Source organism: Hydrogenophaga intermedia (assembly GCF_023715105.1).
Lineage (GTDB): Bacteria > Pseudomonadota > Gammaproteobacteria > Burkholderiales > Burkholderiaceae_C > Hydrogenophaga > Hydrogenophaga intermedia_A.
In genome coordinates, this window is sequence record NZ_JAMBNO010000001.1 from 223,471 (window position 1) to 248,019 (window position 24,549).

Sequence of the window (24,549 nt, forward strand, 5' to 3'; positions counted from 1 at the left end):
AAGCACCATGACCGAACACGCCGCCTCTTCTCACGCCATCGCGCCCGAACAACTGCGCCAGCGCCTGGCCGATCTGCTGGGCGAGCGCGCCCGCTCGGTCGAGCTTTCGCGCGGTGAGGTCACCGTCACCGTGGGCGCCAACGATTACCTGGGTGTGATGCAGACCCTGCATGACGCGCCCGAAGCGCGTTTCGAGCAATTGCTCGACCTGTGCGGTGTGGACTACCACGAGTATGGCGACGGTCGCTGGGAAGGTGCGCGCTTTGCGGCCGTGTCGCACCTGCTGTCGGTGAGCCTGAACCAGCGCGTGCGGGTGCGTGTGTTCTGCACCGATGACGACTTTCCCGTGCTGCCTTCTGTCACGGCGCTGTGGAACAGTGCCAACTGGTACGAGCGCGAGGCCTTCGACCTGTACGGCATCGTCTTCGAAGGTCACGACGACCTGCGGCGCATCCTCACCGACTACGGCTTCATCGGCCACCCGTTCCGCAAGGATTTCCCGCTCTCCGGCCACGTCGAGATGCGCTACGACGCACAGCGTCAGCGGGTGGTCTACGAGCCCGTGACGATCGAGCCGCGCGAGATCACGCCGCGCGTGATCCGCGAAGACAACTACGGCGGCCTGCACTGAACCCGCGGGACGAACCGACATGGCAGAGATCAAGAACTACACCCTGAACTTCGGCCCGCAGCACCCGGCAGCCCACGGCGTGCTGCGCCTGGTGCTCGAGCTCGACGGCGAGGTCGTGCAGCGCGCCGACCCGCACATCGGCCTGCTGCATCGCGCAACCGAAAAACTCGCCGAGCACAAGACCTACATCCAGTCGCTGCCTTACATGGACCGTCTTGACTACGTGTCCATGATGTGCAACGAGCACGCCTACTGCCTGGCCATCGAAAAGCTGCTGGGCATCGAGGTGCCGATCCGTGCGCAATACATCCGCGTGATGTTCAGCGAGATCACGCGCCTGCTCAACCACCTCATGTGGCTGGGTTCGCATGGCAACGACTGTGGCAGCTCCACCATCCTCATCTACGCCTTTCGCGAGCGCGAGGACCTGTTCGACATGTACGAGGCGGTGTCGGGTGCGCGCATGCACGCGGCTTACTTCCGCCCCGGCGGCGTCTACCGCGATCTGCCCGACACCATGCCGCAGTACCAGGCGAGCAAGGTGCGCAACCAGCGCGCGATCGACGAGATGAACCAGAACCGCCAGGGTTCGCTGCTCGACTTCATCGACGATTTCACGAAGCGCTTCCCGACCTACCTCGGCGAGTACCACACGCTGCTCACCGACAACCGCATCTGGAAGCAGCGCACCGTGGGCATCGGTGTGGTGACGCCCGAGCGTGCCCTCAACCTCGGCATGACCGGCCCCATGCTGCGCGGCTCCGGTATCGCCTGGGACTTGCGCAAGAAGCAGCCGTACGACGTGTACGACCGCATGCAATTCGACATTCCGGTGGGCAAGACCGGCGACACCTACGACCGCTACCTCGTGCGCATGGAGGAGATGAAGCAGTCCAATCGCATCATCAAGCAGTGCGTGGACTGGCTGCGCGTCAACCCCGGGCCGGTGATCACCGACAACCACAAGGTCGCGCCGCCCGCCCGCGAGGCGATGAAGACCAACATGGAAGAGCTGATCCACCACTTCAAGCTCTTCACCGAAGGCTTCCACGTGCCCGAGGGCGAGGCCTACGCTGCGGTCGAACACCCCAAGGGCGAGTTCGGCATCTACCTCGTGAGCGACGGCGCCAACAAGCCTTACCGCCTGAAGATCCGCGCTCCCGGCTTCGCACACCTGGCCGCGCTCGACGAGATGGCGCGCGGCCACATGCTGGCCGATGCGGTCGCCATCATCGGCACCATGGATATCGTCTTCGGGGAGATCGACCGATGAACGCCCCTGCGCCCACCGCCATGCAGTTCTCCGCCGCCACCATCGCGCGCTTCGACCGCGAGGTCGCCAAGTACCCGCCCGAGCAGCGCATCTCGGCCGTCATGGCCTGCCTGGCCATCATCCAGCAGGAGCAGGGCTGGGTGAGCACCGAAGCCGAGACCGCGCTGGCGGCCTACATCGGCGTCGAGCCGATCGCGGTGCATGAGGTCACGACCTTCTACAACATGTACAACCAGCGGCCGGTGGGCAAATACAAGCTCAACGTCTGCACCAACCTGCCGTGCCAGCTGCGCGATGGCCAGAAGGCACTGCACCACCTCGAGAAGAAGCTCGGCATCGAGATGGGCGAAACCACGCCCGACGGCCTGTTCACGCTGCAGCAGAGCGAGTGCCTGGGCGCCTGCGCCGACGCGCCGGTGATGCTGGTGAACGACCGCCACATGTGCAGCTTCATGAGCCACGACAAGCTCGACCAGCTGGTCGACGGCCTGCGCGCCACGGAGGGCAAAGCCTGATGAACGCCGAACAGATCATTGGCCAGTTCGCCGCCACCGGCGTGCAGACCTGCTTCCACGGCCGCCACATCAACCCGCAGATCTACGCCGACCTGAACGGGCGCAACTGGTCGCTCAAGGATTACGAGGCACGCGGCGGCTACCAGGCGCTGCGCAAGATCCTCGGCAAGGACGGCGGTGAAGGTCTGACGCAAGACCAGGTGATCGCCACCGTCAAGGAATCGGCCCTGCGCGGCCGCGGCGGTGCTGGCTTCCCCAGTGGCCTGAAGTGGAGCTTCATGCCGCGCCAGTTCCCGGGCCAGAAGTACCTGGTGTGCAACTCCGACGAGGGCGAGCCGGGCACCTGCAAGGACCGCGACATCCTCATGTACAACCCGCACATCGTCATCGAAGGCATGGCGATCGCGGCGTATGCCATGGGCATCAGCGTGGGCTACAACTACATCCACGGCGAGATCTTCGAGGTGTACGAACGCTTCGAGGCCGCGCTGGAAGAGGCGAGGGCGGCCGGCCTGCTGGGCGACAACATCCTGGGCTCGGGCTTCAGCTTTCAGCTGCACGCGTTTCACGGCTTTGGTGCCTACATCTGCGGCGAGGAAACCGCGCTGCTCGAATCGCTCGAGGGCAAGAAGGGCCAGCCGCGCTTCAAGCCGCCGTTCCCCGCGAGCTTCGGCCTGTACGGCAAGCCCACCACCATCAACAACACCGAAACCTTCGCGGCGGTGCCCTGGATCATCCGCAACGGTGGCCAGGCGTATCTGGAGATCGGCAAGCCCAACAACGGCGGCACCAAGATCTTCTCCGTCAGCGGGGACGTCGAATTGCCGGGCAACTACGAGGTGCCGCTCGGCACGCCGTTCAGCAAGCTGCTCGAACTCGCCGGTGGTGTGCGCAAGGGCCGCCAGCTCAAGGCCGTGATCCCTGGTGGATCGTCGGCCCCGGTGCTGCCCGCGCACATCATGATGGAGTGCACGATGGACTACGACTCCATCGCCAAGGCCGGCTCCATGCTCGGCTCGGGCGCCGTCATCGTGATGGACGACTCGCGCGACATGGTCGAGTCGCTCAAGCGCCTGTCCTACTTCTACATGCACGAAAGCTGCGGCCAGTGCACGCCCTGCCGCGAGGGCACGGGCTGGCTCTGGCGCCTGGTCGACCGCATCGACCGTGGCCTCGGCAAACCCGAGGACATGCAACTGCTCGACAACGTGGCCGAGAACATCATGGGCCGCACCATCTGCGCGCTGGGCGATGCTGCTGCGATGCCGGTGCGCGCCATGATCAAGCACTTCCGCCACGAGTTCGAAGCCCGCATCGCCGCCGCGCAAACCAAAGCGGCCGCGGCCTGAGCACGAGGAACACGGACATCCCCATGGTTGAAATCGAACTCGACGGCCAGAAGGTCGAAGTACCCCCGGGCAGCATGGTCATGCATGCGGCCGAGAAGGCGGGTACCTACATTCCGCACTTCTGCTATCACAAGAAGCTCTCGATCGCGGCCAACTGCCGCATGTGCCTGGTCGAGGTGGAGAAGGCGCCCAAGCCCATGCCCGCCTGCGCCACGCCGGTCACGCAGGGCATGATCGTGCGCACCCAGAGCGAGAAGGCCGTCAAGGCGCAGAAGTCGGTGATGGAGTTCCTGCTCATCAACCATCCGCTCGACTGCCCCATTTGCGACCAGGGCGGTGAATGCCAGTTGCAGGACCTCGCCGTGGGCTACGGCGGCTCCGGCTCGCGCTACCAGGAAGAAAAGCGTGTTGTCTTCCACAAGAACGTGGGTCCGCTGATCTCCATGGAGGAGATGAGCCGCTGCATCCACTGCACGCGCTGCGTGCGCTTTGGACAGGAGATCGCCGGCGTGATGGAGCTCGGCATGAGCCATCGCGGCGAACACGCCGAGATCGAGACCTTCGTGGGCAACTCGGTGGATTCCGAGCTCTCGGGCAACATGATCGACATCTGCCCCGTGGGCGCGCTCACGAGCAAGCCGTTCCGCTACAGCGCCCGTACCTGGGAACTCTCGCGCCGCAAGAGCGTGAGCCCGCACGATTCCACCGGCGCCAACCTCGTGGTGCAGGTGAAGAACCACCAGGTCATGCGCGTGGTGCCGCTGGAGAACGAAGCCGTCAACGAGTGCTGGATCGCCGACCGCGACCGCTTCTCGTACGAAGCGCTCAACGGCCCTGACCGCCTCACCCAGCCCATGCTCAAGCAGGGCGGCGAGTGGAAAACCGTCGACTGGCAGACCGCACTGGAATACGTGGCCCACGGCCTCAAGCAGATTCACGCCGAGCATGGTGCTCGTGCGGTCGGCCTGCTGGCCAGCCCGCACAGCACGGTGGAAGAACTCGCCCTGGCCGGCGCTCTGGTGCGCGGCCTGGGCAGCGACAACATCGACAGCCGCCTGCGCGCGGCCGATTTCAGCAACGCCGCGAGCGCAGGCCGCGCCCGCTGGCTGGGTTTGCCGATTGCCGAACTCTCCACGCTGCAGCGCGTGCTGGTGGTGGGCTCCAACCTGCGGAAGGACCATCCGCTGTTCGCCCAGCGCATTCGTCAGGCCGTGCGTCACGGCGCACAACTGAGCGCGCTGGTCGCGAGCGATTCCGATTGGGCGATGAGGCTCAAGCACACCCTGCTGGCCGACAGCCGCCAGTGGGTCGCTGCGCTGGCGGGCATCGCCGCGGCGGTGGCGGCCGAGAAGGGCGTCAGCGCCCCGGTCGCGGCCGAGGTCAACGACACCCACCGCGCCATCGCTGCTTCGCTGCTGGGCGGCGAGCGCAAGGCCGTGTTGCTGGGCAACGCCGCGGCCCACCACGAAAAGGCCGCCAGCCTGCTGGCATTGGCCAACTTCATCGCCGAGCACACCGGCGCGCGTGTCGGCTACCTCACCGAAGCCGCCAACACCGTGGGCGCACAACTCGTGGGCGCCGTGCCGGCGCAAGACGGCTTGAACGCAGCGCAGATGCTCGGTGGCGCGCTCAAGGCCGCGTTGTTGCTCAACGTGGAAGCGCAGGACACGGCGGTTGGCCTGGCCGGCCTGCAAAACGCGGGCATGGTGGTCACGCTCAGCGCCTTCAAGACCAACCTGGACGTGAGCGACGTGTTGCTGCCGATCGCCCCGTTCAGCGAAACCTCGGGCAGCTTCGTCAACGCCGAAGGGCGCCTGCAGAGTTTCCATGCCGTGGTGCGACCGCTGGGCGAAACCCGCCCGGGCTGGAAGGTGTTGCGCGTGCTCGGCAACCTGATGGGTCTGAGCGGATTCGACGCCGACTCCTCGCAGGCCGTGCTGGCCCGCGCGCTGCCAGGTATCGAAGCCGGTACCGTGGTGCCCGCCGATCGCCTGGACAACACCAGCGCCGCTGCCATCGACCTCACGCCTGCCCAGGGCCTGCCCGCCGTGGCCGCCATCTACCAGCTCGACGCCCTGGTGCGCCGTGCGCCCGCGCTGCAACTCACGGCCGATGCGCGTCGCGCGCGCGCCGAGGAAGGAGCCGCAGCGTGATCGACGCCTTCTACAACGGTGGCCTCGGCCTGATCAACGCGCCCTGGTGGAGCGCGGCGGCCTGGCCCGTCATCTGGAACCTCATCAAGATCGTCGCGGTGCTGGCGCCGCTGATGGGCGCGGTGGCCTACCTCACGCTGTGGGAGCGCAAGCTGCTGGGCTGGATGCAGGTGCGCCACGGCCCCAACCGCGTGGGCCCGTTCGGTCTGCTGCAACCCATTGCCGACGCACTCAAGCTGCTGACCAAGGAATTGATCCGCCCAAGCGCTGCCGCCAACGGTTTGTTCCGCCTCGGCCCCATCATGGCCATCATGCCGGCGCTGGCCGCGTGGGTCGCCATTCCCTTCGGCCCCGAGGCGGTGCTGGCCAACGTCAACGCCGGCCTGCTCGTCATCCTGGCCATCACCTCGATCGAGGTGTACGGCGTGATCATCGCGGGCTGGGCCTCCAACTCCAAGTACGCCTTCCTCGGCGCGCTGCGCGCCTCGGCCCAGATGGTGAGCTACGAGATCGCCATCGGTTTCTGCTTCCTGGTGGTCGTGATGACCGCGGGCAGCCTGAACCTCGCCGAAATCGTGGCCTCGCAGGACCGCGGCTTCGCCGCCGACATGGGCCTGAACTTCCTGTCGTGGAACTGGCTGCCGCTGCTGCCCATCTTCGTGGTCTACGTGATCTCGGGCGTGGCCGAAACCAACCGCCACCCCTTCGACGTGGTGGAAGGCGAGGCCGAGATCGTTGCCGGTCACATGGTCGAGTACTCGGGCATGGGCTTCGCCATCTTCTTCCTCGCCGAATACGCGAGCATGTGGCTGGTGTCCATCCTGGCCGTGCTGATGTTCCTGGGTGGCTGGCTGCCCCCCATCGACAGCGCACTCTTCAACTGGATTCCCGGCTGGATCTGGCTGGGCATCAAGACCTTCTTCGTGGTCTCGCTGTTCATCTGGGTCCGCGCCACCTTTCCGCGCTTCCGCTACGACCAGATCATGCGTCTGGGCTGGAAGATCTTCATCCCCGTCACCCTGGTGTGGCTGCTGCTCGTGGGCGCGCTGATGAAGTCGCCCTGGAACATCTGGAACTGAGCGGGAGGCCCTGATCATGTCCACCACCACGACCGCCGTCGCGCCCTTCAGCCTGCGCGATTTCTTCAAGAGCTTCATGCTCGTCGAGCTGGCCAAGGGCATGGCCCTGACCGGCCGATACGCCTTTCGCCGCAAGGTGACGGTGCAGTTCCCCGAGGAGAAGACGCCGCTGTCGCCGCGTTTCCGGGGGCTGCACGCGCTGCGCCGCTACGAGAACGGCGAGGAGCGTTGCATCGCCTGCAAGCTCTGCGAGGCCGTGTGCCCCGCGATGGCCATCACCATCGAGAGCGACGTGCGCGACGACGGCACGCGCCGCACGACGCGCTACGACATCGACCTCACCAAGTGCATCTTCTGCGGCTTCTGCGAAGAGAGTTGCCCGGTCGACTCCATCGTCGAGACGCACATCTTCGAATATCACGGCGAAAAACGCGGTGATCTCTATTTCACCAAGGAGATGCTGCTGGCCGTGGGCGACCGCTACGAACCGCAGATCGCCGCGGCCAAGGCGGCCGACGCCCCGTACCGCTGAGCCCGAGACACCATGGACTTCACGACCGGTTTCTTCTACCTCTTCGCGGCGGTGCTGCTGTTTGCGGCGTTTCGCGTGGTCACCTCGCGCAACGCGGTGCACGCCGTGCTCTACCTCATGCTGGCCTTCTCGCAGGCCGCGGCCCTGTGGCTGCTGCTCAAGGCCGAGTTCCTGGGCATCACCCTGGTGCTGGTGTACCTGGGCGCCGTGATGGTGCTGTTCCTCTTCGTGGTGATGATGCTCGACATCAACATCGATGCCATGCGCCGCGGCTTCTGGAGCCACTTCCCGCTGGCGGCCGTCATCGGTGCCGTGGTGGCGGGTGAGCTCATTGCCGTGATGTGGGCGGGCTTCCCGAGCATCGCGACCAACGCCCCGGTCGTGGCGGCCGACGTGTCCAACACCCGAGAGCTCGGCAAACTGCTCTACAGCGCCTACCTCTACCCCATCCAGGTGGCGGGCTTCATCCTGCTGGTGGCGATGCTGGCGGCCATCGCGCTCACGCTGCGCCAGCGCAAGGACAGCAAGTTCATTCATGCGGGTGACCAGGTGCAGGTGCGCGCCAGCGATCGCCTCGTGGTGGTGCCGATGGCCGCCGTGAAGCAAGCGCCCGCGGCGCCCGCCGCTGCGGCCGAGGAGGGCAAGACGGCATGAACCTCACGAATCTGACTCTGGGTCACTTCCTGTCGGTCGGCGCGATCCTGTTCGCGATTTCGGTCGTGGGCATCTTCCTCAACCGCAAGAACCTGATCGTGCTGCTCATGGCCATCGAGCTCATGCTGCTCGCGGTCAACATGAACTTCGTGGCCTTCTCGCACTTTCTCGGCGATCTGCACGGCCAGGTGTTCGTCTTCTTCATCCTCACCGTGGCGGCGGCCGAATCGGCCATCGGCCTGGCCATCCTCGTGCTGCTGTTCCGCAACAAGTCGTCGATCAGCGTCGAAGAACTGAACGTCCTCAAGGGCTGACCGGAACATGAGCAACACGCTTTCCGCTTCCACGCTGCTGGCCGTGCCGTTGGCGCCCCTGGTGGGCTCGGCCGTGGCCGGCATCCTGGGCACCGCCTTTGGCGGCAACGTCATCGGCCGCCGCGCCTCGCACGGCGCCACCATCCTGGGCGTGCTGGTCGCCTTCATTCTGTCGGCCATCACGCTGGTCGATGTGATCGACGGCGCGCGCTTCAACGCCACCATCTATGAGTGGATGGTGATCGGCGGCCTGAAGATGGAGATCGGCTTCCTGGTCGATGGCCTGACCGCCATGATGATGGTGGTCGTCACCTTCGTCTCGCTCATGGTGCACCTCTACACCATCGGCTACATGGCTGAAGACGAGGGCTACAACCGCTTCTTCGCCTACATCTCGCTGTTCACCTTCTCCATGCTCATGCTGGTCATGAGCAACAACCTGCTGCAGCTGTTCTTCGGCTGGGAGGCGGTGGGCCTGGTGTCCTACCTGCTGATCGGTTTCTGGTTCAACAAGCCCTCGGCGATCTTCGCCAACATGAAGGCCTTCCTGGTCAACCGGGTGGGCGACTTCGGCTTCATCCTCGGCATCGGTCTCATCGTTGCCTACGCGGGCACCATGAACTACACCGAGGTCTTCGCCAAGGCGGGCGAACTCGGCGGCATCACGTTCCCTGGCACCGAATGGATGCTGGTCACGGTGATCTGCATCTGCCTGTTCATCGGCGCCATGGGCAAGAGCGCGCAGTTTCCCCTGCACGTGTGGCTGCCCGACTCCATGGAAGGCCCCACGCCCATCTCCGCGCTGATCCACGCCGCCACCATGGTGACGGCGGGCATCTTCATGGTGGCGCGCATGAGCCCGTTGTTCGAGCTGTCCGACACGGCGCTGAACTTCGTGCTCATCATCGGCGCCATCACCGCGCTGTTCATGGGCTTCCTGGGCATCATCCAGAACGACATCAAGCGCGTGGTGGCCTATTCCACGCTCTCGCAACTCGGCTACATGACGGTGGCGCTCGGCGCCTCGGCCTATTCGGTCGCGGTGTTCCACCTCATGACCCACGCCTTCTTCAAGGCGCTGCTTTTCCTGGCGGCAGGCTCGGTGATCATGGGCCTGCACCACAACCAGGACATCCGCTGGATGGGTGGGGTGCGCAAGTACATGCCGATCACCTGGATCACCTCGCTGCTGGGCACGCTGGCGCTCATCGGCACGCCGCTGTTCTCGGGCTTCTACTCCAAGGACTCGATCATCGAGGCGGTGCACTTCAGCAACCTGCCGGGTGCGGGCTTCGCGTACTTCGCGGTGCTGGCCGGTGTGTTCGTCACCTCGTTCTACTCGTTCCGCCTGTACTTTCTGGTGTTCCACGGCAAGGAGCGTTACGACCAGAACCCGGACGCGCACCACGATGACCACCATCACGATGACCACGGCCACCATGGTGACGGCAAGCCGCACGAGTCGCCCTGGGTGGTGACGCTGCCGCTGGTGCTGCTGGCCATTCCCTCGGTGGTCATTGGCTACCTCACCATCGAGCCCATGGTGTTCGGTGATTTCTTCCGCGACGCCATCACCATCAACGCCGCTGCCCACCCCGCGCTCACGAAGTTCGCCGAGATCTTCCACGGCCCGCTGTCGATGGCGGGGCATGCCTTCAGCACGCCGCCGCTGTACCTGGCGCTGGCCGGTTTCGTGAGTGCCTGGTACTGCTACATGGTCAATCCGGCGGTGCCGGCGGCCATCGCGCGCGCGCTCAAGCCTGTCGTCAACGTGCTCGAGAACAAGTACTACATGGACTGGTTCAACGAGAACGTGCTGGCCCGCGCTGCGCGTGGACTGGGCGTTGGTCTGTGGAAGGGTGGTGACCGCGGTGTCATCGAAGGTGGCGTGGTCAACGCCAGCTGGAAGCTCGTGGGCCTGATCTCGGGCGTGGTGCGCCGTGCCCAGACCGGCTACCTCTATCACTACGCGCTCATGATGCTGGTGGGCGTGATGCTGTTCATGACGTGGTTCGTCTGGCTCGCGAAATAACAAGAACGGAAAGATAAGACCATGGGTTTGCTGAGCCTTGCCATCTGGACGCCGATCTTCTTCGGTGTCGTGCTGCTCGCGCTGGGCCGCGACGAACAAGCCGGCATGGTGCGCTGGATTGCATTGATCGGCGCACTGGCTGGCCTGGCCGTCACGTTGCCGCTCTACACCGGCTTCGAAGTTGGCAGCGCGGCGATGCAGTTCACCGAGAAGGCGCTCTGGATCGATCGCTTCAACGTGCACTACCACCTCGGCGTGGATGGCATTTCGCTGTGGCTGATCCTGCTGACGGCCTTCATCACCGTGGTGGTGGTGATCGCAGGCTGGGAGGTGATCACCGAGCGCGTGAACCAGTACATGGGCGCTTTCCTGATCCTCTCGGGTCTCATGATCGGCGTCTTTTCCGCGCAGGACGGCATGCTGTTCTACGTGTTCTTCGAGGCCACGCTGATCCCGATGTACCTGATCATCGGCATCTGGGGCGGGCCGAACAAGATCTACGCCGCGTTCAAGTTCTTCCTGTACACGCTGCTCGGCTCGCTGCTGCTACTGATCGCGCTGATCTACCTGTACGTGCAGTCCAACGGCAGCTTCGCCCTGAGCGACTGGTACCAGCTGCCGCTGGGCAGCACGCCGCAGACGCTGCTCTTCTTCGCCTTCTTTGCCGCGTTCGCGGTGAAGGTGCCGATGTGGCCGGTGCACACCTGGCTGCCCGATGTGCACGTGGAAGCGCCCACCGGCGGCTCGGCCGTGCTGGCGGCCATCATGCTCAAGCTCGGTGCCTACGGCTTCCTGCGCTTTTCGCTGCCCATCCTGCCCGACGCCTCGCACGAGTGGGCCGGCTTCATGATCGCGCTGTCGCTGATCGCCGTGATCTACGTCGGCCTGGTCGCCATGGTGCAGCAGGACATGAAGAAGCTCGTGGCCTATTCGTCGGTCGCACACATGGGCTTCGTCACCCTGGGTTTCTTCGTCTTCAGCGACCTGGGCGTCTCGGGCGCGCTGGTGCAGATGATCGCCCACGGCTTCGTCTCGGCCGCCATGTTCCTGTCCATCGGCGTGCTCTATGACCGCGTGCACTCGCGCGAGATTGCGGCCTATGGCGGTGTCGTCAACACCATGCCGCGCTTTGCCGCCTTTGCCCTGCTGTTCACCATGGCCAACTGCGGCCTGCCCGGCACCGCCGGCTTCGTGGGCGAATGGATGGTCATCCTTGCGGCCGTCAAGGCCAACTTCTGGATCGGCCTGCTGGCCGCCTCGGCCCTGATCTTCGGTGCCGCCTATTCGCTGTGGATGTTCAAGCGCGTCTACCTGGGCGAGCCGGGCAACGCCGATGTGAAGGCGCTGACCGATATCAATGCCCGCGAGTTCTTCGTGATGGCCCTGCTGGCGATTGCCGTGCTCTGGATGGGCGTGTACCCCAAGCCTTTCACCGATGTGATGGACCCGTCGGTGGCCGAGCTGCTGCGCCACGTGGCGAACTCCAAGCTGAACTGACCGCACCGAGAACAGCGAGAACTTCCCCATGATCGACAAACTCAGCTGGGTCGCGGCGTACCCGGAAATCCTGCTCGCGGTGATGGCCTGCGTGATCGCGCTGGTCGACCTCGGCGTCAAGTCTCCCCAGCGCGGGGCCACCCACGGGCTCACCCTGGCCACGCTCGCCGTGGTGGCGTTGCTGCTCGGTCTGGCCGCTTCCGGTGGTCAGACCATCGTCGGCTTCGGCGGCATGATCGTGAGCGACCCGATGGGCAACTGGCTCAAGTGCTTCGCTGCCATTGCCCTCATGGTCACGCTGGTCTATGGCCGCGGGTACGCCAGCCAGCGCGACATGCTGCGTGGCGGCGAGATGTTCTCCATCAGCCTGCTTGCGCTGCTGGGCATGTTCGTGATGATCTCGGGCCACAACTTTCTGGTCATCTACCTCGGTCTGGAGCTGCTCACGCTGTCCAGCTATGCGCTGGTGGCGCTGCGCCGCGACGACACGGCCGCCACCGAAGCGGCGATGAAATACTTCGTGCTCGGTGCGCTCGCCAGTGGTTTCCTGCTCTACGGCCTGTCCATGGTGTACGGTGCCACGGGCTCACTCGATCTCGCGCAGGTGCTCGCGGCCATCGCGGGTGGCGAGGCCACGCTCAAGGGCTCGCCGCAGGTGCTCACCCTGGGCCTGGTGTTCGTGGTCGCGGGTCTGGCGTTCAAGCTGGGCGTGGCGCCGTTTCACATGTGGGTGCCCGACGTCTACCACGGTGCTCCGACGGCGATCACGCTGCTCATCGGTGGCGCGCCCAAGCTGGCGGCCTTTGCCATCGTGATCCGTCTGCTCGTCGAGGGCATGGCGCCGCTTGCGATCGACTGGCAGCAGATGCTGGGCGTGCTGGCGGTGGTGTCGCTGCTGGTGGGCAACCTGGCCGCCATTGCGCAGACCAACCTCAAGCGCATGCTGGCCTTCTCCACCATCGCACAGATGGGCTTCATGCTGCTGGGATTGCTGGCCGGTGTCGCGGGCGGCGACGCGTCCAACATGGCCAACGCCTACGGCTCGTCCATGTTCTACGTCGTCACCTACGTGCTGACCACACTGGGCACATTCGGCGTGATCATCCTGCTCTCGCGCCAGGGCTTCGAGTCCGACAACATCGAGGATCTTGCTGGCCTGAACCAGCGCAGCCCGCTGTACGCCGGCGTCATGGCGGTGTGCATGTTCTCGCTCGCCGGTGTGCCGCCCCTGGTGGGCTTCTACGCCAAGCTCTCGGTGCTGCAGGCGCTGCTGGCGTCGCCGTCCGCCTTCCACATCGGTCTGGCGGTGTTCGCCGTCATCATGTCGCTCATTGGCGCCTTCTACTACCTGCGTCTGGTCAAGGTGATGTACTTCGATGCGCCGGTGCAGACCGCGCCGATCGAAGCCGGCGCCGATGTGCGTTCCGTGCTGTCGCTCAATGGTGCGCTGGTGCTGGTGCTGGGCATCGTGCCGGGCGGCTTGATGGCGCTGTGCGCGCAATCGGTCGCGGCGCTGTTCGCCTGATCGGCGGCGCCGTGGAACCCGCGGCGCTTGCCCGGCTCTGACCCCCATGGACCAAACCGCTGCCGTCTGGCTGGTGCTCATCACGGCCCTCGTGGCTGCCAACCTGCCGTTTCTCAACGACCGCTGGCTCGCGGTGCTGCCGCGCCGCGAACCCAAGACCTTGTGGCTGCGGCTGCTCGAGCTGGTGTTGCTGTACTTCGTGGTCGGCGCCATCGGTCTGGGGCTGGAGCACCGCGCTGGCCAGATCTATCCGCAGGGCTGGGAGTTCTACGCCACCACCGCGTCGCTGTTCGCCACACTGGCCTTTCCCGGCTTCGTCTACCGCTACCTCTACATGAAGCGGCATGGCTGATGAGCACCTGAAGGAATGGCCGCTGTCGCGCACCGAGCTGCTGCGCGGACATTTTCTTCACGTGGTGCGCGACACCGTGCGCCTGCCCGCCGGCAGCGAGGCCACACGCGAGTACGTGCTTCACCCGGGCGCCGTGATGGTGATCGGCCTGCTCGACGATGGCCGTGTCGTGCTGGAGCGCCAGTACCGCCACCCCATGCGGGCGGTGATGGTGGAGTTTCCCGCCGGCAAGCTCGATCCGGGGGAGGGCAGCCTCGCCTGCGCGCAGCGTGAACTGCTGGAGGAAACCGGCTATCGCGCCCGCGAATGGGCCTTTGCCGGCCGGCTTGCCCCCACCATCGCCTACTCCGACGAGATCATTGACATCTGGTTCGCGCGCGGCCTCACCCAGGGTGAGCGTGCGCTCGACGATGGCGAAGCGCTGGACGTGATCAGCGCCACTCCTGAGGAGCTGCAGGCCATGTGCCGTGACGGCCGCATCATCGACTGCAAGACCCTGGTCGGCGCCTTGTGGCTGCAGAACGTCCTGAGTGGCGCCTGGGTTCTGGATTGGCAGGACAATTCTGCGTCATGAAGGTTCTCGATCTGCAATGCGCACACCAGCACGTGTTTGAAGGCTGGTTCGGCTCCGAGGAAGATTTCGCGAGCCAGCTCGAGCGCGGGCTGGTGAGCTGCCCGTTGTGCGGTGATCAGCGCATCGAAAAGAAGCTCTCGGCGCCGCGCCTGAACCTGCGCGGTGGCAAGGACGCGCCCGCGCCTGTGCCCGCGAACCCGCCCGCCCTGGCCATGAGCAACCACCCCGCGTACGCCGAACTGGCGCAGCTGCAGGCGCGCATGCTCAAGGCCATGCGCGAGATCGTGGCCAACACCGAGGACGTGGGCGAGCGCTTTGCCGAACAGGCGCGCGCCATGCACCACGGCGAGATCGAACGCCGCAACATCCGCGGCAACGCCACCCCCGAGGTCGCACTGGAGCTGATCGAAGAGGGCGTGGACGTGATGCCGCTGCCCCTGTTGCCGCCGACCAAGGAGACGCTGCAATAGCAGCGGCGCGTCAGGGATACAACCCGCGCAGGTCGCGCGCGTGCAGGATGCGCTGGCAGGCGATGATGAAGGTGGCGGTGCGCAGGCTCACCTTGTTGTCCTCGGACACCTGCCACACGGCGGCGAAGGCGTCCTTCATGATCTTCACCAGACGTGCATTGATCTCGTCTTCGGTCCAGAAGAAGCTCGAGAAGTCCTGCACCCATTCGAAGTAGCTCACCGTCACGCCGCCGGCGTTGGCGATCACGTCGGGCAACACCAGCACGCCCCGGTCGTGCAGGATGTCATCGGCCTGCGGGGTGGTCGGGCCGTTCGCACCTTCGATCACCATGCGCGCCTGAATGCGGCCCGCGTTCTTTTCGGTGATCTGGCCCTCGAGCGCGGCGGGAATCAGGATGTCGCAGGGCGTGGCCCAGAAGTCGGCGTCGGGCAGGGTTTCGGCGTCGGCGAAGCCCTTGACGGTGCCGTGGCGCGCCACGTGGTCGAGCAGGGCGGGCACGTCCAGGCCAGCCGCGCGGTAGATGGTGCCGCCGTGGTCCTGTGCAGCCACCACACGGGCACCCGCCTCGGCGAACAGCTTGGCGGCCACGCCACCCACGTTGCCGAAGCCCTGTACCGCCACGCGTGCCCCCTTGATGTCCATGCCGATGCGGCGCGCGGCCTCGCAGCCGACGGTGAACACGCCGCGCCCGGTGGCCTCGCGCCGGCCCAGCGAGCCGCCCAGGTCCACCGGCTTGCCGGTGACCACGCCGGTGGCGGTGGCGCCCTCGTTCATGGAGTACGTGTCCATCATCCAGGCCATCACCTGTTCGTTGGTGTTCACGTCGGGCGCGGGAATGTCCTTGGTCGGGCCGATGATGATGCCGATCTCGCTCGTGTAGCGGCGCGTCACGCGCTCGAGCTCGCCCAGCGAGAGCTGGCGCGGATCGACCCGGATGCCACCCTTGGCGCCGCCATACGGCACATTGACGGCGGCGTTCTTGATCGACATCCAGGCGGCCAATGCCATCACCTCGGAGAGCGTCACGTCCTGGTGGAAACGTACGCCGCCCTTGCCTGGGCCGCGGCTGGTGTTGTGCTGCACGCGGTAGCCCTCGAAGTGGGCCACGGTGCCGTTGTCCAGGTGGATCGGCACGTCGACGATCAGGGTGCGCTTGGGGCGCTTGAGCGTGTCGACCCAGCGCGCGAGCTTGCCCAGGTAGGGCGTGACGCGGTCGACCTGCTGGAGGTAGATGCCCCAGGGGCCAAGGTGGTTGGGGTCGAGGTAGGAGGGCAGCGCCTGGGTGAGCGCCTGAGGGGCATGGGTGTGCGACATGGTGTGTGCGGCTCCGGGTGGAATGGGCCGCGGTGGCGGCCTCAGCGGCACTGTAAGCAGGCGCTGCTGCGCTGTCCAAGGCCGGCTCAGGATGGCTTCATGCGGCGGCTGCATGGGGGGTATCTGGCAGGTGCGCTGATACCATCCGGCGCGCCTCAGACCCCAAACAACCACCGAGGGAGGAACCATGGCTTTGGCCGAGAACACGGGAGCGGCTGCGCCGCGCGTACAGACCCTGTCGATCCGCTTCACCGGATCGGGCAGCGAGTATTTCCGCATCTGGATCGTCAACCTGCTGCTCACCCTGGTGACGTTCTCCCTGTACTGGCCGTTCGCGCGCGCCCGGCGCATCGCCTACTTCCAGAACAACACGCTGGTGGGCGACGACCCGCTCGGTTTTCACGGTGACCCGTGGAAGATGTTCCGGGGCTACCTGGTGGTGCTGCTCATGGGCATCACCTACGGCGCCTTGTCGAATACGGTGCCTTCGATCGCCGCCCTGTTGCTGATCGCGTTCGCGCTCGTGTGGCCCGCGCTGTGGCGTGCTTCGCTGCAGTTCCGTCTGCGCAACACCAGTTGGCGCGGCGTGCGCATGGCCTTCGTGGGCGACTTGAAGGGCGCCTATGTCGCGCTGCTGCCGTTCTTCCTGCCCGCGCTGGCCCTGGTGCTGTTCATGCCCGAACTGGCCGAGGACGAAAAACCCACGCCGACCCAGGCGCGCCAGATGTTCACCGTGCTGGGCCTCGTTGCGCTGTTCACGTTCGGTTTGCTCCCGTGATGCTTTGCGCGACTCAAGCGCTACCAGCACGGCGGCTACCTGTTCGCGGGTGAACGCACGCAGCTGCGTGCCAGCACCGCCAGTTTCTACGCCCTCATGCTGCGCCTGATCGGCGTGGTGCTGCTGGTGTGCACGGTCATCGGTGGCGTGATGGCGCTGCTGATGGCCGGCGGCGGTGGCAACCCCGCTGGCCGGATGATGGCCTTCTTCGGCGCCATCGGCCTGCTGTACCTGCTGCTGCCCCTCATCGTCATCCCCTTTGCCACGGTCGCGCTGCAGAACCTCGTGTGGGCCAACACGCGTTCGCGCAACACACGCTTTCGAAGCGAGCTGCGCCATGGCAGGCTGCTCAAGGTCAATGCACTCAACTGGCTGCTGATCGCGCTCACGCTCGGCTTGTACTGGCCGTTCGCGCAGGTGCGCATGGCGCGCGCGCGTCTGGAAGCCATGGCGCTGCAGGTCAAGGGCGATGTCGACACCTGGATGGCGCGTGCCGAGGCGCGTCGCCAGGACGGCGTGCTGGGCGACGCCGCAGGCGATTTCTTCGGCATCGACGTGGGCTTGTGATGCCACGCGGTGCACCGCTGTTCACGCGCTGGTACGACGGCCACAGCCCGCGCGCCCACGCGGTGCTCGTACGCCTGGACGGCGACGTGCTCGTGATCGAGCCGCGGGAGTCGACGATCGGCGTGCAACGCCACCCGATCGCAGGGGTGCGCTGGCCCGAGCGCCGCACCCATGGCCAGCGCCAGACGGACCTGCCCGACGGCGGCTTGCTGCAGCACGCCGACGCCGCCGAATGGGACGCGTGGTGGGCTGAACAGGGCCTGGACGAGTCCTTCGTGGTGGGCTGGCAGCAAAGCTGGCGCGGCGTGCTGGTGGCGCTGCTGGCCACCGTGCTGGTGCTCGCCGCCACCTGGACCTGGGGCGTGCCCTGGGCCAGCGCCCGCATCGCGCAGCACATGCCCGAAGCCATCGAGCAGCGCATTGGCCAGGAGAGCCTGGCGCAGCTGGAGCGCCTGTTCCTCGCGCCCAGCCAGTTGCCTGCGGCGCAGCAGGCAGCGCTGCAAGCGCGCTGGCAGGCCATGGTGCAACGGGCGCACCCCGCGGGCGACGCGCCGGCCCACACCCTGTCGTTTCGCGCCTCGGTGCGCCTGGGGCCGAACGCGCTGGCGCTGCCTGGCGGGCAGATCGTGGTCACCGATCAACTGGTGGTCCTGCTGCAGGACCGGCCCGAGGTGCTGATGGGCGTTATTGGCCACGAACTCGGCCATGTCCGCCACCGCGACGGCATGGACATGCTGGTGCGCTCCACGTTCATCAGCGCGCTGGTGGGTGTGGTGTTCGGTGACATGGGGGGCTTCGTCGCCGCGGTGCCTGCCGCGCTGCTCACACAGGCCTATTCGCGCGATGCCGAGCGCCGCGCCGACCTGCGTGCCGCCGAATTGCTGCATGCCAACGGGGTGTCACCCGCGGTGATGACCACGCTGTTCGAACGGCTGCGCGCCCGTCAACCCCGAAGCGGCGAAGGCGAGGAGCAGGAACTGCTGCCGATCGCCATTGGCAGCCACCCGGCCGACGCCGAACGGGTGCGCTTCTTTCAGGGCTGGTCGCCCGAGGTTCGCTGATCCCGCGCCTCAGGCGGTGAACTGCAGGGCGGCGAGCCCCGCGTACACGCCGCCACGCGCCACCAGTTCGGCGTGTGTGCCTTGCTCCACCAGCCGGCCGTGGTCGAGCACCACGATGCGGTCGGCGCGTTGCACGGTGGCCAGACGGTGCGCGATCACCAGCGTCGTGCGGTCGCGCATGGCGGCCTCCAGTGCGGCCTGCACCACGCGTTCGCTCTGCGCGTCCAGCGCGCTCGTGGCCTCATCAAGCAGCAGCAGCGGCGGGTTCTTCAGCATGGCGCGCGCGATCGCGATGCGCTGGCGCTGCCCGCCCGACAGACGCACACCACGCTCGCCAAGGAAGCTGTCATAGCCCTCGGGCAGGCGCTGGATGAACTCGTCGGCGAAGGCGGCGCGGGCGGCGGCCTTCACCTCCTCGTCGCTGGCGTCCGGGCGGCCGTAGCGGATGTTCTCGAGCGCGCTGCTGGAGAAGATCACCGGCTCCTGAGGAACGATGCCGATGCGTTCGCGCAGCGCGTGCAGGTCCATCGCATCGATCGGTGTGCCGTCGAGCACGATCCGTCCGCGCTGGGGATCGTAGAAGCGCAGCAGCAGGCCGAACACGGTCGTCTTGCCGGCGCCGCTCGGGCCCACCAGCGCCACCGTCTGGCCTGGCGTCACTGCGAGCGAGAAGTCCTCCAGCGCCGCTTGAGCGGGGCGCGACGGGTAGTGAAAACCCACGCCCTCGAACGCCAGTGCGCTGCCGCCTTTTGGCAGGGGCGCGGCCACGGGCTTCGCGGGCGACTGCACCGGCGACTCGCTGGCCAGCAGTTCCATCAGGCGCTCGCTCGCGCCGGCGGCGCGCAGCAGATCGCCATAGACCTCGCCCAGCACCGCCACCGCGCCCGCGAAGATGATCACGTAGAACACCGCCTGGCCGAGTTGCCCGGGCGTGAGCTGGCCCGCGAGCACCGCCTGCGTGCCCTGGTAGAGCCCCCACAAGATGAGCGCCGCGTTGGCGATGATGACGAAGGCAACCAGCGCAGCGCGCGCGCGGGTGCGGCGCACCGCGGTCTCGAAGGCGAACTGCGTGGAGCGGTCGAAGCGTTGCGACTCGCGCGCTTCGGCCGCGTGGCTCTGCACAGTGGGGATGGCGTTGAGCACCTCGGCTGCGATCGAGCTCGAATCGGCCACCCGGTCCTGGCTGGCGCGCGAGAGCCGGCGCACGCGGCGGCCGAACCACATGGCGGGCAATACCACGAACAGCACCACCGCAAGCACCTGCACCATCACGTAGGGGTGCGACCACACCAGCATACCCAGGGCGCCGAGCCCCATCACCGCGTTGCGCAGACCCATCGACAGCGAGGAGCCCACGACCGTCTGCACCAGCGTGGTGTCGGTGGTCAGGCGCGATAGCACCTCACCGGTCTGGGTGGTCTCGAAGAATTGCGGGCTCTGGCGCAGCACGTGCGCGTACACGGCGTTGCGCAGGTCGGCGGTGATGCGCTCGCCGATCCAGCTCACGAGGTAGAAGCGCACGGCCGAGAACAGGCCCAGCGCCACCGCCACGCCGAACAACACCGCAAAGTGCCCGCGCAGGGCCAGCGCCTGCTCGCCCCGACCCGCGGGCACCAGCCCGTTGTCGATCAGCAGGCGCAGTGCGAGCGGAAACGCCAGCGTGGCGGCCGCGGCCAGCACCAGAAACAACAGCGCCAGGCCGATCTGCAGCCTGTAAGGGCGCATGAAGGGCACCAGGCCGCTGAGCGAGCGTGGACTGCGGCCCTGGGGGCGGTCGGAAACGGTGGTCATGCGGGGATTCTGCCCGGTGCCCGGATGGTGGATCGCGTTCGATCCGATTGCGCGCCATCGAATTGGGTGATATCAATCGCTGCACCCTTGAATCTGGAGCGACGGATGTTCACCAAACCCTTTCTCGCGGCACTGAGCCTGGCTTTCTTCGCCGGCGGGGCGCTGGCCGAATCCGGCAGCTGCACCGCGCGCGCAGCCGAGAAAAAACTCGCCGGCGCCGCCAAGACCAGCTTCCTGAGCAAATGCGAGAAGGACGCCACGGCCGCCTGCAACGCGAATGCGATGGAGAAGAAGCTGGCCGGAGCCGCCAAGAACAGCTTCACCAACAAGTGCATCCGCGACGCGGTGGGTGCCGAGAAGAAGCCGGCCTGAGCGGACTCACAAGCGCAGCCGGCGCGCGTAGCCCGTCATTTCCAGGTAGCCACGGCCCACCGTTCGGCCGTTGCTGTCGATCAGGTCGGACAGGCCTTCCCAGTAGATCGCGCCGCTGGTGGCGCGGCTGTCGAGTTCCTGCGCATCGACGCGCGCGCGTACGGTGTAGAAATCCGCCGGGGTGCGCACCAGCCACTCCACCGGGTAGCGTGTGCGCGTGAGGGGGCTGGTCCACCAGCGCCGTGGCTGGAAGTCCACCTCGCCCGGGCGGAAGCGGTAGATGTCCTCAGGGCTCTGCGCGCTGCCCGCGGCGCGAAACGAACCGCCGGCCCATACCTTGCTGCCATCGGCGCGGCGCAGCTGGAATGCCGTCACGCAGTGGCCATCGAACAGGTTCATGCCGATCCAGTCCCAGCCCACGACTTCGGGGTGCAGCAGCGCCTCGCTCCATTCGTGATCGAGCCACGCGGTGCCGGTGACGGCAAAGCGCTGACCCGCCAGCCCCAACGTGCCGCGCACCCTCAGTTGCGGGTGCGTCACGTAGAAGCTGGCCTGGGCGGGATCCGGCCCCTTGCGCGAGAAACCGTTTTCGCCTTGCAACAGCCAGGCCTGGGGCGCGTCCGCCTCGATGTCGATCAGCAGCGCATCGCCCGTCACGCGCGTGGCATAGCCGCCGGCCGGATGGCGGCGAATGAACCAGTCGCGGATCTGCACGTCGGTGTCGCGCTCGCTGGCGAACACCGCGCGCTCGCTGTTGGCCGGCGGCTCGCCGTTCCAGCGCGCGATGCGCTCGTCGTGATGCAGGCGTTGTCCGCTCACGTCCGTGATGGCGGCGTGCGCGAACAGCAACTGGCGCGCGGCGAGCCGGCCGGGCAGCGCCTGCGCCGGGTCCACCCGGCTGCGAAAGAACGTGACCTGGAAGCCGAACTCGCGGCCTTGCGCGTCCTGCGCGTGGCCGGTGAGGTACCACCACTCGGTGCGGGTGTCGTTGTGCGTGCCGTGATCGCGCGGGAACACCAGCGGGCGCGGACGCAAAGGATCACCGGGGCGTGCGATGTCGCGTGCCCGGGCCGCTGGCGACGCCAGCGCCAGCGGACCGAGCAGTGGAGCGAGCAGCAAGGGACGGCGTGTGAGCATGAGATCACCAATCCTGCTTGACGGCCTGCACCGCGTCGGCCGAGGCAGCCGCACGGCCCGACAGCCATGCCGTGATCGTGCCCGCGGCCACCACGGCGGCGCACAGCGCCAGCAGGCGCGGCCAGGGCAGCACCAGGTCCATGGTCCAGTGAAAGCTCTGCGGGTTGACCACATGCACCAGCACGAGGCTCACCAACAGGCCCAGGCCCAGGCCGGCCAGAGCGCCGAGCACCGTCCAGGCCAGGCCTTCAAGCGCCACCACACCCAGCACCTGCGCGCGCGTGAGCCCCAGGTGCGCGAGCAGGCCGAACTCCTGCCGGCGCACGAGCACCTGCGCGCTGAAGCTGGCCGCCACCCCGAACAGGCCGATACCGATCGCCACCGCCTGCAGCCACACCGTGACGGCAAAGCTGCGGTCGAAGATGCGCAGCGACGTGGCGCGGATCTGGTCCGCGGTGGCGAACTCGATGGCCTGAGCGAGGTCGTGCTGCTCGGCCAAAGCCCGCAGCGCGGCCTGTATCCCGGCGCTGTCTGTGCCTTCGCGCAGATGAAGTGCAAGGTCGCTCACGCGGGTGTCGCGCGTGAGGCGCGCGAAGGCCTCGGCATCGATCGCAATGCTGCCGTGCTGGCGCGCGTAATCGCGCCAGACGCCGGCCACCACGTAGCGAGCGGCCTGCGCCTCGGGGCTGGCCATGGCCTGCGCGAGCGCTGGCAGCGGCTGACCCACGCGCGCACCGTAGAGGTCGAGCATGGCCTCGCTCACGTACACCGGCACGGCATCGGCAGGCACGGGCAGCGGGTTGCCCACCAGGGGCAGCGGCAACGGCTCGCCCTGCAGCGTGCGTACCACCAGCGTCACCGGTGGGCGTGCGGCATCGAACTGCAGCGGCAGCGCGCGCAGCGTGTCCACGCGCGCCACACCGGGCAAAGCACGAACCCCGGCCACAAAGGCCGGCGTCAGGTGCACGCCGTCGGGCCCGCCCCCGGTGGCGCGCAGGTACAGCGGGGCGGGCAGCACGGCGTCGAGCCATTGCGTCACCGAGTCGCGAAAGCTCGCCACCATCACGGTGAGTGCCACCGACAGCGCCAGGCTGGCCACGACGCCGCTGGTGGCGACCGCTGCCGTCTCGCGCAGCCGGCGCGCGCGTTCCACGGCCAGCAAGGGCAGGGCGCGGTGCACGACCCAGGGTGCGATGCGCTGCAGCAGCGCGCCGACCGCCAGTGGTAGCGCCGCGATGCCGCCCACCAGCAGCAGACCCACCGAGGCATAGGCGCCCAGGGGCATGCCCGCCACCGGCGGGGCCAGCGCGGCCAGACCGGCCAGCGCCACCAACCCCAACGCGATGCCGTGACGCCGCACAGGCGGCGCGGCCGTGCCCAGGCCCTTGAGGGCCAACGCCGGCGCCAGCCCCGCGGCCGCGCGTGCTGGCCACCAGCCGCCCACCAGCGCCGCCGCCACGCCCAGCGCGCCGTACAACAACGCAGCCCAGGGGCTCCAGCGCAGCGGCGGCGACACACCGGTGAAGTAGCCGCCGCCCAGGTCGCCCCCGAGCCGTTGCAGCGCCAGTGCCGCCAGCGCGGTGCCCAGCATCAGGCCGAGTGCGCTGCCCACCGCGCCGATGAGGGCCGCCTCGGCCAGCAGCAGGCGCAGCCGCTCGCGCGCCGACAGCCCCAGCACCGCCAGCAGGGCCAACTGGGGCTGGCGCCGCGTGACCGACAGCGACAACACCGAAAACACCAGGAAGGCGCCCGTGAACAGCGCCACCAGCGCGAGCACCGTCAGGTTGACACGGTACGCCCGCGAGAGGTTGCTCACGCGTTCGCCCGCCTGGGCGGGGCGTTGCACCAGCACCTGTGCCGGCAGGGCGAGATCGGAGACCACGCGGTCGAGCACGGCGCCGCTGGCCAGGCGCACGTCGATGCGGCTGAGCGCGCCCTCTCGCGCGGCCAACGCCTGCAGCGCCGCCACGTCCATCACCGCAAGCGGCGCGCCCGGCGCATTCACCGAGCCCGCCACGCGCAATGTGGCACTGCGCTCGCCCAGGCGCAACACCAGCGTTGCCGCCTCGCCCAGTGCCTCACGGGCCGCGGGGTTGAGGAACACGGCGTCGGGCGCGAACAGGTCGAGCCGGTCGCCGCCACCCGTGCCGCGATCGTCGAGCACCGGCATCAGCGCGGGGGCCACGCGCGCCACCACCAGCGCATCCACGCCCAACAGCTTCAACGACACGGGCTCTCGCGCGGGTTGGCGCGCCAGCCCGGTGAGTTCAAGCACGGGGCTGGCCACGGCCACTTGCGGATGGGCCGCCACGCGCTCGAACAGCGAATCGTCCAGCGAGCCCTGGCGCGCACGCAGTTCCGCGTCGGGCTGGCCGTTGACGGCGGCCACCGCCTGGCCGAACTCGGCCAATGCCGATGCGTTGATGAGCTGCACCGCGAACGCCAGCGCCACGCCCAGCGCGACGGCCAGCACCGCCACCACGCTGCGCCACGGGTGGTGGCGCAGCTCCTGCCAGGAGAAGGTGGTGAGCAGCCGGCGCATGGCGGTGAGCTTACGCGCCCCGCCCGGCGGTCATGG

Annotated in this window: 21 protein-coding genes and 1 pseudogene; 18 read left to right on the forward strand and 4 right to left on the reverse strand. The window is 67.3% G+C overall.

All coding sequences use genetic code 11. The features are described 5' to 3' along the window. Positions 1–7: 7 nt before the first annotated feature. The 15 genes from M3149_RS01075 to M3149_RS01145 are packed head-to-tail and all read left to right on the forward strand — an operon-like array spanning position 8 to position 14,950. Positions 8–631 carry an NADH-quinone oxidoreductase subunit C gene (locus M3149_RS01075; protein ID WP_251707482.1) on the forward strand — a complete coding sequence of 208 codons (624 nt, stop codon included), beginning with the start codon at positions 8–10 and terminating at the stop codon, positions 629–631. Between the two features lie 19 nt (positions 632–650). Continuing rightward, entirely contained in the window at positions 651–1,904 is a 1,254-nt protein-coding gene (locus M3149_RS01080) for an NADH-quinone oxidoreductase subunit D (protein WP_251707483.1), read from the forward strand. Next, positions 1,901–2,419 (forward strand): NADH-quinone oxidoreductase subunit NuoE, encoded by a 519-nt coding sequence (gene nuoE, locus M3149_RS01085; protein WP_251707484.1) that lies wholly within the window; start codon positions 1,901–1,903, stop codon positions 2,417–2,419. Before M3149_RS01080 ends, nuoE begins: the two co-directional genes overlap by 4 nt. After that, positions 2,419–3,768 carry an NADH-quinone oxidoreductase subunit NuoF gene (gene nuoF / locus M3149_RS01090; RefSeq protein ID WP_251707485.1) on the forward strand — a complete coding sequence of 450 codons (1,350 nt, stop codon included), beginning with the start codon at positions 2,419–2,421 and terminating at the stop codon, positions 3,766–3,768. The genes nuoE and nuoF overlap by 1 nt, the downstream gene beginning before the upstream one ends. Before the next feature lie 23 nt (positions 3,769–3,791). Beyond that, complete coding sequence (gene nuoG, locus M3149_RS01095; protein WP_251707486.1) at positions 3,792–5,921, forward strand: NADH-quinone oxidoreductase subunit NuoG; 2,130 nt, start codon at positions 3,792–3,794, stop codon at positions 5,919–5,921. Beyond that, positions 5,918–7,000: an NADH-quinone oxidoreductase subunit NuoH gene (gene nuoH, locus M3149_RS01100; protein WP_251707487.1), complete on the forward strand. Its 1,083-nt coding sequence runs from the start codon at positions 5,918–5,920 to the stop codon at positions 6,998–7,000. The genes nuoG and nuoH overlap by 4 nt, the downstream gene beginning before the upstream one ends. A 16-nt stretch (positions 7,001–7,016) precedes the next feature. Then, on the forward strand, positions 7,017–7,532 hold the full coding sequence (gene nuoI / locus M3149_RS01105) for an NADH-quinone oxidoreductase subunit NuoI (protein ID WP_251707488.1): 516 nt from the start codon (positions 7,017–7,019) through the stop codon (positions 7,530–7,532). Between the two features lie 12 nt (positions 7,533–7,544). Next, positions 7,545–8,186 (forward strand): NADH-quinone oxidoreductase subunit J, encoded by a 642-nt coding sequence (locus tag M3149_RS01110; protein WP_251707489.1) that lies wholly within the window; start codon positions 7,545–7,547, stop codon positions 8,184–8,186. Continuing rightward, a complete protein-coding gene (gene nuoK / locus M3149_RS01115; RefSeq protein WP_251707490.1) occupies positions 8,183–8,500 on the forward strand; it encodes an NADH-quinone oxidoreductase subunit NuoK in 318 nt (105 codons plus the stop codon). The genes M3149_RS01110 and nuoK overlap by 4 nt, the downstream gene beginning before the upstream one ends. 7 nt (positions 8,501–8,507) lie before the next feature. Further along, complete coding sequence (nuoL, locus tag M3149_RS01120; protein ID WP_251707491.1) at positions 8,508–10,532, forward strand: NADH-quinone oxidoreductase subunit L; 2,025 nt, start codon at positions 8,508–8,510, stop codon at positions 10,530–10,532. Between the two features lie 21 nt (positions 10,533–10,553). Further along, entirely contained in the window at positions 10,554–12,029 is a 1,476-nt protein-coding gene (locus tag M3149_RS01125) for an NADH-quinone oxidoreductase subunit M (RefSeq protein ID WP_251707492.1), read from the forward strand. Positions 12,030–12,057: 28 nt separating this feature from the next. Further along, positions 12,058–13,554: an NADH-quinone oxidoreductase subunit NuoN gene (nuoN, locus tag M3149_RS01130; RefSeq protein WP_251707493.1), complete on the forward strand. Its 1,497-nt coding sequence runs from the start codon at positions 12,058–12,060 to the stop codon at positions 13,552–13,554. Positions 13,555–13,600: 46 nt separating this feature from the next. Then, on the forward strand, positions 13,601–13,906 hold the full coding sequence (locus M3149_RS01135; RefSeq protein WP_251707494.1) for a DUF2818 family protein: 306 nt from the start codon (positions 13,601–13,603) through the stop codon (positions 13,904–13,906). Next, positions 13,899–14,480 (forward strand): NUDIX domain-containing protein, encoded by a 582-nt coding sequence (locus M3149_RS01140; RefSeq protein WP_251707495.1) that lies wholly within the window; start codon positions 13,899–13,901, stop codon positions 14,478–14,480. The genes M3149_RS01135 and M3149_RS01140 overlap by 8 nt, the downstream gene beginning before the upstream one ends. Next, on the forward strand, positions 14,477–14,950 hold the full coding sequence (locus M3149_RS01145; RefSeq protein WP_251707496.1) for a DUF1178 family protein: 474 nt from the start codon (positions 14,477–14,479) through the stop codon (positions 14,948–14,950). The genes M3149_RS01140 and M3149_RS01145 overlap by 4 nt, the downstream gene beginning before the upstream one ends. A 10-nt stretch (positions 14,951–14,960) precedes the next feature. On the opposite strand, the gene M3149_RS01150 is transcribed toward M3149_RS01145, so the two are convergent. Further along, the gene (locus M3149_RS01150) at positions 14,961–16,265 is read right to left on the reverse strand and encodes a Glu/Leu/Phe/Val family dehydrogenase (protein WP_251707497.1); all 1,305 of its coding nucleotides are present in this window, start codon (positions 16,263–16,265) and stop codon (positions 14,961–14,963) included. A 187-nt stretch (positions 16,266–16,452) separates the two neighbouring features. Between M3149_RS01150 and M3149_RS01155 the strand changes: the two are divergent. After that, positions 16,453–17,610, forward strand: a pseudogene (locus tag M3149_RS01155) (YjgN family protein). Beyond that, on the forward strand, positions 17,610–18,671 hold the full coding sequence (locus M3149_RS01160; protein WP_251707498.1) for a M48 family metallopeptidase: 1,062 nt from the start codon (positions 17,610–17,612) through the stop codon (positions 18,669–18,671). The pseudogene M3149_RS01155 and the gene M3149_RS01160 overlap by 1 nt, the downstream one beginning before the upstream one ends. Positions 18,672–18,680: 9 nt before the next feature. Here M3149_RS01160 and M3149_RS01165 read toward each other — a convergent pair whose 3' ends face one another. Beyond that, the gene (locus M3149_RS01165; RefSeq protein WP_251707499.1) at positions 18,681–20,462 is read right to left on the reverse strand and encodes an ABC transporter transmembrane domain-containing protein; all 1,782 of its coding nucleotides are present in this window, start codon (positions 20,460–20,462) and stop codon (positions 18,681–18,683) included. Between the two features lie 105 nt (positions 20,463–20,567). Here M3149_RS01165 and M3149_RS01170 point away from each other — a divergent pair, with 105 nt between their 5' ends. After that, entirely contained in the window at positions 20,568–20,834 is a 267-nt protein-coding gene (locus M3149_RS01170) for a hypothetical protein (protein ID WP_251707500.1), read from the forward strand. Positions 20,835–20,840: 6 nt separating this feature from the next. Here the strand turns inward: M3149_RS01170 and M3149_RS01175 are convergent, their stop codons facing one another. Both M3149_RS01175 and M3149_RS01180 read right to left on the reverse strand, forming a co-directional pair. Continuing rightward, entirely contained in the window at positions 20,841–21,971 is a 1,131-nt protein-coding gene (locus M3149_RS01175; RefSeq protein ID WP_251707501.1) for a carotenoid 1,2-hydratase, read from the reverse strand. A gap of 4 nt (positions 21,972–21,975) precedes the next feature. Next, the gene (locus M3149_RS01180; protein ID WP_251707502.1) at positions 21,976–24,513 is read right to left on the reverse strand and encodes an FtsX-like permease family protein; all 2,538 of its coding nucleotides are present in this window, start codon (positions 24,511–24,513) and stop codon (positions 21,976–21,978) included. Positions 24,514–24,549 lie beyond the last annotated feature (36 nt).

Excerpts from the sequence above, each read along its gene's own strand:
- M3149_RS01075 (WP_251707482.1), top strand. The coding sequence starts at position 8 with ATGACCGAACACGCCGCCTCTTCTCACGCCATCGCGCCCGAACAACTG.
- M3149_RS01080 (WP_251707483.1), top strand. The coding sequence starts at position 651 with ATGGCAGAGATCAAGAACTACACCCTGAACTTCGGCCCGCAGCACCCG.
- nuoE (WP_251707484.1), top strand. The coding sequence starts at position 1,901 with ATGAACGCCCCTGCGCCCACCGCCATGCAGTTCTCCGCCGCCACCATC.
- nuoF (WP_251707485.1), top strand. The coding sequence starts at position 2,419 with ATGAACGCCGAACAGATCATTGGCCAGTTCGCCGCCACCGGCGTGCAG.
- nuoG (WP_251707486.1), top strand. The coding sequence starts at position 3,792 with ATGGTTGAAATCGAACTCGACGGCCAGAAGGTCGAAGTACCCCCGGGC.
- nuoI (WP_251707488.1), top strand. The coding sequence starts at position 7,017 with ATGTCCACCACCACGACCGCCGTCGCGCCCTTCAGCCTGCGCGATTTC.
- M3149_RS01110 (WP_251707489.1), top strand. The coding sequence starts at position 7,545 with ATGGACTTCACGACCGGTTTCTTCTACCTCTTCGCGGCGGTGCTGCTG.
- nuoK (WP_251707490.1), top strand. The coding sequence starts at position 8,183 with ATGAACCTCACGAATCTGACTCTGGGTCACTTCCTGTCGGTCGGCGCG.
- nuoL (WP_251707491.1), top strand. The coding sequence starts at position 8,508 with ATGAGCAACACGCTTTCCGCTTCCACGCTGCTGGCCGTGCCGTTGGCG.
- M3149_RS01125 (WP_251707492.1), top strand. The coding sequence starts at position 10,554 with ATGGGTTTGCTGAGCCTTGCCATCTGGACGCCGATCTTCTTCGGTGTC.
- nuoN (WP_251707493.1), top strand. The coding sequence starts at position 12,058 with ATGATCGACAAACTCAGCTGGGTCGCGGCGTACCCGGAAATCCTGCTC.
- M3149_RS01135 (WP_251707494.1), top strand. The coding sequence starts at position 13,601 with ATGGACCAAACCGCTGCCGTCTGGCTGGTGCTCATCACGGCCCTCGTG.
- M3149_RS01140 (WP_251707495.1), top strand. The coding sequence starts at position 13,899 with ATGGCTGATGAGCACCTGAAGGAATGGCCGCTGTCGCGCACCGAGCTG.
- M3149_RS01145 (WP_251707496.1), top strand. The coding sequence starts at position 14,477 with ATGAAGGTTCTCGATCTGCAATGCGCACACCAGCACGTGTTTGAAGGC.
- M3149_RS01150 (WP_251707497.1), bottom strand. The coding sequence starts at position 16,265 with ATGTCGCACACCCATGCCCCTCAGGCGCTCACCCAGGCGCTGCCCTCC.
- M3149_RS01160 (WP_251707498.1), top strand. The coding sequence starts at position 17,610 with ATGCCACGCGGTGCACCGCTGTTCACGCGCTGGTACGACGGCCACAGC.
- M3149_RS01165 (WP_251707499.1), bottom strand. The coding sequence starts at position 20,462 with ATGACCACCGTTTCCGACCGCCCCCAGGGCCGCAGTCCACGCTCGCTC.
- M3149_RS01170 (WP_251707500.1), top strand. The coding sequence starts at position 20,568 with ATGTTCACCAAACCCTTTCTCGCGGCACTGAGCCTGGCTTTCTTCGCC.
- M3149_RS01175 (WP_251707501.1), bottom strand. The coding sequence starts at position 21,971 with ATGCTCACACGCCGTCCCTTGCTGCTCGCTCCACTGCTCGGTCCGCTG.
- M3149_RS01180 (WP_251707502.1), bottom strand. The coding sequence starts at position 24,513 with ATGCGCCGGCTGCTCACCACCTTCTCCTGGCAGGAGCTGCGCCACCAC.